Here is a 6,244-nt window from a genome sequence, read left to right as displayed (position 1 = left end):
GGCGCGGTGTGGAAGGCGAGGACTTCTTCATAATACCCGCCGGCCCCGTGCACATCCGGCTGGTTTTCGTCCGGCACGTTGAGGCCGGGCAGAGGCGAGGCTTCGAGCGCGAGATCGGCGACCGTGTCTGCAAAGTCCAGATAGGCCGGGATCACGCGGCCCCGCATCACACGGCGGACAGACGCCCGGTAGGCCTCCGCCGAATGGGTTTCGTCCTCATCAAGGCCGGCAATCACCGCGTCGAGACGTTTGACCAGCGGATGGGTGTCGAGCGGCTGGCCGGCGAAAGCGCGCAGCCTCCGTTCAAGGGCCGTCAGCACGAAATCAGGTGGCAGGACGCCATTCGCCGCGTCAGACACCAGCCGCCGTTTCTCATCGGCCACCGCATCGCCCAGCGCGCCGAGCCTTGCCAGAAAATCGTCTGCATCATCGAACGAGCTCAGCGGCTGGCTCGAGATCAGCAGGTCTGGCACATCGACCCAGGCGCCGCTCAGCTGGTCGACTGCATAGGGTCGGGCATGGCCCGGCTCATAACGTCCGAATCCGTAGGCTTCGAGCGTGGTCAGGGCTTCATATTGCTGGCGGATGATGTCGAGGTGGCGGGCCAGCGTGCTGTCGCCTGGAATGTCCGGCGTCTCGTTCAGCCGGTCCAGCAGTTCCAGCCGCAACAGCCGCGTGCGTTCAAACCGGGCCTGCGAGCGATCGTCGAGCTGGGACTGGAAGGCCTGCCCGATCGTCTGTTCTTCGAGGCCCAGCCGGGTAGCGGTTTCGGGCGACAGGGCGAGCTCGGCATAGGCGGTATCGCGGAAGACCTGGTTGATCTCCTGCACGGTACGCCGCGCAATGCCGTCCTCATTGACCTGGGGCCCGCACGCCGAGAGGAGGGCGGCCCCGGCAAGCCCGGTCAAAACAGCAAGAGGCAGCGGTGACTTCATCTGGAGGTTTTCCCAATGGCGGCCTGAATTATGAAAGGACAGTTAAACTCGCAGCTCAATGACTGTTGGGCGGTTGTGGCTCTCAGGCATATCCGGTAAACCGCGCCGATCAAATACAGGAGTCTCCCGGTGGAAAATACTCAGCCAGCACAGAACGCGCCGCTCAGCGGGCAGGTGCTCTTCTATTCAAACCCTCAGCCGCTTTCAGCCGAAAAACACGGCGGCCTCGGCATCAAGCAAGTGGAAAAGCCATTCGCCTTTCTTGGCAAGGCCCATGCTGTGCCGCTGACCGTCAATGAATTCGGCCTCGCCTCGACCTCCTATCCGATCATCTTCGTCGGCGCCGACAAGACCCCGATTGGTGCCATGGGCATCCGCCAGGACGAGAACCTGTTCGTCTCCAAGGATGGCGACATCGATCCGGATTTCTATGTACCGGCCTTTGCGCGCCGCTATCCGTTCGTCTTCGCAAACGACCAGCAGCAGCAGCGCCTTCTTCTCTGTGTCGACCGCGATGCGCCGATGGTATCGAACCAGCCGGAAGTGCCGTTCTTCGAAAACGGCCAGCCGAGCCAGTTCACCCAGAATGCCATGAATTTCTGCCAGGACTTCGAGCGCCAGCGCCAGTCGACCGAGCAGTTCGTGAAGACGATCGACCAGCTTGGCCTGTTCACCCAGAAGGCCGCCACCTTCCAGCCGCGCGACCAGCAGGGCAATGATTCCGGCGCACTGCAGACGATTGCCGAATACTGGGCGATTGACGACCAGAAGCTGCAGGAGCTGCCTGCCGACAAGATCGAAGAGCTGCACCGCAACGGCATTCTCGCCGCGATCACGGCTCACAGCATTTCCCTGCTGAACTGGTCCCGCGTCATCAACCGCGCGATCCGCTCGCAGCAGACCGGCGCGATGGCGCAGGCTACCGAGACGCCGCAGGGCGGCTCCGACGGGCCAAGCTTCCAGATCTGATCTGGAAAGGCGCGTTTCGTCTCTTGCAAACTTTTTAGGAAAGCGGTCAGGCCTAGGGTCTGGCCGCTTTTTGCTGCGGCAGATGTCCTCACTTTTTGGCGAGGTGCTTCACATATGGTCATATTCGGCCATATGCCTTCGCAGGATGATAAGACTGATGAGTTATAAAAGGCCGCAATGACACGATTTTTACAGATCCTTGCCGTCGTTTTCGCGGCCATCGCTGTTGCCGGCCCGGCCCGCGCCGAACCGGTCGATGGCGGTCATGCGCGGATCGACTTCATCACAGAACGCGAGGTCGCCATCCCCGGCGAGACGGTCTGGCTCGGCTTCGAGTTCGAGATGGATCCCAAATGGCACATCTACTGGCTGAATGCGGGCGATGCCGGCATCCCGCCGGAAATGTTCTGGAGTGATCAGACGACGCTGGACGCCGCCGCGATTAGAGAGATCAGCTGGCCGCTGCCCGAAGAGATCCCCGTCGTCGAAGGCGAGATCATGGATTATGGCTACAGCAATACTGTGGTCCTGCCATTCCCCGTCGAAATTCCAGACGATGCGTCAGACACGATCCGTTTCGACGGCACGCTCGACTATCTGATCTGCGAGGATATCTGCATTCCAGAAAGCGTTGATCTGACGCTTTATCTGGATGTCGGCGACACGCAGGTGCCAGACCTTGAAGGCGCAGAGAAGATTGCCGCCGCGCTTGGCGATGTGCCGCCTGAACTCGATGGCACGGCACGCCTCTCAGAAAAGGGCGACACCTGGACCCTGTCGCTGACCGGCGATCAGGTCGCTGGCCTCTCCGGCTATGCCCGCTTCTTCCCGGAAACCCATGACATCATCCATGCCGCTGCCCAGCCGCATGAATTCGGCGAGGACGGGCTTCGCCTGACGCTAACGCCGGACAGCGACGAGATGCCAGAAACGCTGGACGGCATCCTGCGGATTGACCCGGCCGATGGCGGCGCGCCGGTCGCCGTCAATATCACGGCAGAGCAGGGCGACCCCCTCGAAGGCACCACCGGCATTGCAGGCGCAGCGGCGCGAAACGGCACCGGTGAAGGGGCCGGATCGACCATCGGCGTGGGCGCGCTTGTCGTCCTCCTGTCCGTCGCGCTGCTTGGCGGCCTGATCCTCAACCTCATGCCCTGCGTCCTGCCCGTCCTCTCCATCAAGGCGATCGGCATGGTTCAGGCCGCCTCCAAGGGTGAGAAGTCGCACCTGCGCGAGCATGGCATCTGGTACACGATCGGCGTGCTTGTCTCTTTTGCCGCGACGGCGCTTGTCTTCCTGTCGCTGCGTGCTGCCGGACAGTTCGTCAGCCTCGGCTTCCAGCTTCAATACCCGGCGGTCGTGGCGGGGCTTGCCCTCGTCATGGTGCTGATCGGGCTTTGGCTCCTCGGCGTCTTCCATCTTGGCACTTCGGTTCAGAATGTCGGCTCAGGCCTGGCCTCGAAGAGCGGGAATGCCGGCGCCTTCTTTACCGGTGTCCTCGCTGCCGTTGTTGGCGCACCTTGTGTTGGGCCTTTCGTTGGTGTTGCGCTTGGAGCTGTGCTGGACAAGCCATGGCCGGTTGTGATGGCGATCTTTCTTGCGCTCGGTCTCGGCCTCGCGCTGCCTTTCCTTGTCCTCAGTTTCGTGCCGGGGCTTCACCGCGCCTTGCCGAAGCCGGGCGCCTGGATGGAGCGCCTCAAACAGGCCTTCGCCTTCCCGATGTTCCTGACCGCCGCCTGGCTCGTCACCGTGCTCGGCAATCACCCGGCGGCTGGTGCAACGGCTTTTGGCGCTGTCATCCTCGCTTTCGGCATTTGGCTGATGAGCATTTCTGGCGGAAAATTCAGAACGCCTGTTCTGGCGATCGGGGCCGCGCTGTCGGTCTTTGCCATTGGCTGGCCGATCATGGCTGGGTTTGAGGATGCCCCGGCTGACGCCTCTGTGGAGTCCTACGCCTCGGTCACGCCGGAACCCTGGTCGAATGAGAAAGTCGCTGAACTCGTCGCGGGCGGGCAGGGGGTCTTTGTTGATTTCACCGCCACATGGTGCGCCACCTGCCAGGTCAACAAGCGGACCACGTTGACAAAGCCGGACGTGCTCGACGCCATGGCTCAAGCAAATGTGAGCTTCCTTGTCGCCGATTTCACTAGGCCGAATGACGAGATTGCGGCAGAATTGAAGAAACGTGGAAGTCCGGGCGTACCGCTCTATCTTCTGTATGCGCCGGGGTCCGAGGAGCCGGAAATCCTGCCGACCTTGCTTAGCCCGGCCATGTTGAAACGGAAGCTCGATGCCTTCCCATCGTTCTGAATTGACAATCCAGCCCCCCAGGAGACTGACCCGATGAAGATCACGAGCCGCAATATTGGACTTGCTTCCGGAATGGCCGCCGCCGTGGCGCTGAGCGCAGGCGCGCTGATCGCCTTCTCGGCCAATGCCTCACCAGCCGCAGAGCCGGGCACGCTCGCGCCCGATTTCACTGGCACGACGAGCACGGGCGAGCAAGTGTCGCTTTCAGATTTTGCGGACAAGACCGTCATTCTCGAATGGACGAATGATGGCTGCCCCTTCGTGAAGAAGCATTATGCTGAGCCGCCAGAAAACATGCAGACGCTGCAGAGCGACGAGGCGGCGGGCGACGACGTTGTCTGGCTGCAGATCATTTCGTCTGCGCCGGGCAAGCAGGGCCATGTCGATGGCGCGGGCGCCGACGCGATCAATGAGGGGCGCGGCGCTTCGCCGGACCATGTCATCCTCGATCCGTCAGGCGACATCGGCCGGCTCTATGAGGCCAAGACCACGCCGCACATGTTCGTCATCAAGCCCGATAGCGAAATCGCCTATGCCGGCGCGATCGATTCAGTCCGCTCGGCCCGCGTCGAGGATATCGAGACGGCCGACAATTATGTCCGCGCCGCGCTCGATGCCGTTGAAGCAGGCGAGCCTGTCGAGGTCGCTTCGTCCAAGCCTTATGGCTGCTCGGTCAAGTATTAGGCCGGACTATTGAATCCGCCGCGCGCGGAAAGGCACGCCATCGTCGAACTGCATCCTGAAGCTGCCCAGCGCCGCTGACTTGATCGTGACGTTTTCGACGCCGCGTTTGGCGGAATAGTAGACTTTCTTGCTCTCGATCTGCTGCCAGACCTGGCCGTTCTCCAGATAGACGATGAACTTTCCGTCTCCGCCGCGCGAGATGCGGTCGACCGCGATGGTCATTTCCTTGATCTCACTGTCATCATCGCCGCCGAGCTTCGGCATGACGAGTTTTGGAAGGCTTGGCAGGGAAAAGCCGAAGGAGTCGCGTTTGACCTCTTCGACCTGCTCGCGCGTAACGGTGACGACATCGCCTGTCTCTTCAGCCGCTTTCAGCCGGCCGACAGCCGCATCATAACAGGCAAGGCGCTCTAGATCGTCTGCTACATCAATGCAGGCATAGACGCGCGTCGTTGAGGCGGAATCTGCGCCCTCCTGCGCTGTGGCTGGTGCAATCATGACCAGCGCAGCGCCTGCTGCGAGCAAAATAGTCTTCATGTCCGTTCATCTCCTGCTCAGCCATGCTGCGCTCTCTTTCCAAGACAGCAATCGTCTGAAACACTATGACGAGACTGATTAGTAAGGGAAAGTCACGGGAATCACATGCTGAAATCATTGAAGTCTTCACTTCTGGCCGCATCGGCTGCCACGCTTGTTCTAACGCTCGCTGCCTGTGGCGGCGGAGGGGGCAATGGTGACAATGAAGACGTGCAGGTCCTGCGTCGCGGAATTTCCGCCAAGGTCGATACGCTCGACCCGCACCGTTCGTCCGCAAAATGGGAAAATATCGTCATCTCCGACATGATCGTCGGCCTCATGACAATAACGCCTGATCGCGAAGTCATTCCCGGTGTCGCCGAAAGCTGGGAAACCAGTGAAGATGGCCTGACCTGGACCTTTCAACTCAAAGAGACCGTCTGGTCGGATGGCGAGCCCCTCACCGCCGAGGATTTCGTCTATGCTTTCCGCCGTATCCAGAACCCGGAAATCGCGTCGCAATATTCCTCGCTGCTCTATATCGTGAAGAACGCGGCTGAGGTGAATGCCGGGGAGCTCCCGCCGGAGGAACTCGGCGTGCGCGCTCTCGATGACTACACGTTCGAGATCACGCTGGAGGAGCCGGCGCCATACCTGCTCGGCCTTCTCACCCACTATACGACCTATCCCGTGCCCAAGCACATTGTCGAACAGTATGGCGAAGCGTGGATCCAGCCGGACAATATCGAGGTGAACGGTCCTTACAAGCTGGCCTACTGGCGTACCGGCGACCAGCTCGTTTCGGAGAAGAACCCGCTCTACTATGAGGC

Annotated in this window: 6 protein-coding genes; 4 read left to right on the top strand and 2 right to left on the bottom strand. The window is 61.0% G+C overall.

What is annotated here, in order from left to right:
• Positions 1 to 935: DUF885 family protein (locus WA989_RS15510; RefSeq protein ID WP_424341384.1), on the bottom strand; the 935-nt coding region annotated here is incomplete at its 3' end.
• A gap of 129 nt (positions 936 to 1,064) precedes the next feature.
• Between WA989_RS15510 and WA989_RS15505 the strand changes: the two genes are divergently transcribed.
• The 3 genes from WA989_RS15505 (at position 1,065) to WA989_RS15495 (ending at position 4,898) form a co-directional block, all read left to right on the top strand.
• Entirely contained in the window at positions 1,065 to 1,904 is an 840-nt protein-coding gene (locus WA989_RS15505; RefSeq protein ID WP_424341383.1) for a SapC family protein, read from the top strand.
• 177 nt (positions 1,905 to 2,081) lie between these two features.
• A complete protein-coding gene (locus WA989_RS15500) occupies positions 2,082 to 4,214 on the top strand; it encodes a protein-disulfide reductase DsbD family protein (RefSeq protein ID WP_424341382.1) in 2,133 nt (710 codons plus the stop codon).
• 33 nt (positions 4,215 to 4,247) lie between these two features.
• A complete protein-coding gene (locus tag WA989_RS15495; protein ID WP_424341381.1) occupies positions 4,248 to 4,898 on the top strand; it encodes a redoxin domain-containing protein in 651 nt (216 codons plus the stop codon).
• A 6-nt stretch (positions 4,899 to 4,904) separates the two neighbouring features.
• On the opposite strand, the gene WA989_RS15490 is transcribed toward WA989_RS15495, so the two are convergent.
• Positions 4,905 to 5,435: a hypothetical protein gene (locus WA989_RS15490; RefSeq protein ID WP_424341380.1), complete on the bottom strand. Its 531-nt coding sequence runs from the start codon at positions 5,433 to 5,435 to the stop codon at positions 4,905 to 4,907.
• Positions 5,436 to 5,540: 105 nt separating this feature from the next.
• Here WA989_RS15490 and WA989_RS15485 point away from each other — a divergent pair.
• Positions 5,541 to 6,244, top strand: a 704-nt coding sequence (locus tag WA989_RS15485) for a peptide ABC transporter substrate-binding protein (RefSeq protein WP_424341379.1), incomplete at its 3' end; no start/stop codon positions are given.

This window comes from Henriciella sp., assembly GCF_049649345.1.
Taxonomy (GTDB): Bacteria; Pseudomonadota; Alphaproteobacteria; order Caulobacterales; family Hyphomonadaceae; genus Henriciella.
This window is presented reverse-complemented; position numbering and strand designations above follow the sequence as displayed.